1 protein-coding gene is annotated in these 1,441 nt (G+C 70.9%); it reads right to left on the bottom strand.

Annotation, left to right across the window (positions count from 1 at the left end; genetic code table 11):
• Window positions 1–1,441, bottom strand: a 1,441-nt coding sequence (locus C2L58_RS22130) for an acyltransferase domain-containing protein (RefSeq protein ID WP_146073641.1), incomplete at both ends; no start/stop codon positions are given.

The following is a 1,441-nucleotide window of genomic DNA, read 5'->3' as shown; positions in this document are numbered from 1 at the left end:
GGATTCCGCCGCCATCGCGGTCAGCACACCGTCCGGGCCCAGCTCCAGGAACCGGGTCACCCCGCGCTCGGCAAGGTAAGTCACGCCGTCGTGGAACCGCACGGTGGCGCGCACGTGCCGGACCCAATAGTCCGGCGAGGTCAGTTCTTCGGCCAGGGTTGCGGTCACATTGGACACGACCGGAATCGAAGGGGCGTGGTAGGTGAGGGTTTCCGCGACCCGGCGGAACTCCGCCAGCATCGGCTCCATCCGAGCCGAGTGGAAAGCATGACTCACGGACAACCGCCGAGTCTTCCGGCCCTCGAACTGCTCGACGACCGAGTCGACCGCGTCTTCATCGCCGGAGAGCACCACCGACGACGGACCGTTCACCGCCGCCACCGACACGCCCTCGACCAGCAGCGGCAGTACTTCGGCCTCGGTGGCCTGCACCGCGACCATCACGCCACCGGCGGGCAGGGCCTGCATCAACCGGCCACGCGCGGCCACCAACGCACACGCGTCCTCCAACGACAGCACGCCCGCACAATGGGCCGCCGCCAGCTCCCCGATCGAGTGCCCGACCAGGAAATCGGGTGTCACACCCCAGGATTCGACGAGCCGGAACAACGCCACCTCGACAGCGAACAACGCTGCCTGCGTATAGCCCGTCTGATTCAACAACTCGGCGTCCTCGCCGAACATCACCTCACGCAGGGGGCGATCCAGCTCGCCGTCCACGTGCGCGCACACCGCATCCACCGCGTCCGCGAACACCGGGAACGACTCATACAGCTCCCGACCCGCGCCCAGCCGCTGGGCACCCTGACCGGAGAAGAGAAACGCCGAACTCCCCTCCGCCACGACACCCGACACGACACCGGCAGCCGAGTCACCGGCAGCCAGCGAAGCCAGACCGGACAGGGCCTCCGACCGGTCGGCCGCCAGTACCACCGCACGGCAGCCGAGCGCGGCCCGCGACGTCGCCAACGACCACCCGGCATCCGCCAGCGGCGGCTGCGCCGCTCCGTCCAGGACCGCGGCGAGCCGGGCGGCCTGGGCCCGCAGCGCCACGTCGTCGTGTCCCGACAGCACCAGCGGCACCAGGCCGTCCGGCCGCTCCGGAGCCGGCTGCCCGGCCGCCGCGGCGGCGGGGGCTTCTTCCAGGATCACGTGCGCGTTGGTTCCGCTGAGCCCGAACGACGACACGCCGGCGCGGCGAGGCCGGTCGCCGGCGGGCCACGGACGTTCCCCCGTCAGCAGTTCGACCGAACCCGCCGACCAGTCCACGTGCGACGACTTTTCGCCGGTGTGCAGGGTTTTCGGCAGAGTGCCGTGGCGCAGTGCGAGCACCATCTTGAGCACGCCGGCGACGCCCGCGGCGGCTTGGGTGTGCCCGATGTTCGACTTCACCGACCCCAGCCACAACGGCCGGTCCCGGTCGCGCCCGTAGGTCGCCAGC

The sequence above is a fragment of the Amycolatopsis sp. CA-126428 genome (assembly GCF_002904335.1).
In the GTDB taxonomy this organism is placed as follows: Bacteria; Actinomycetota; Actinomycetes; order Mycobacteriales; family Pseudonocardiaceae; genus Amycolatopsis.
This window is presented reverse-complemented; position numbering and strand designations above follow the sequence as displayed.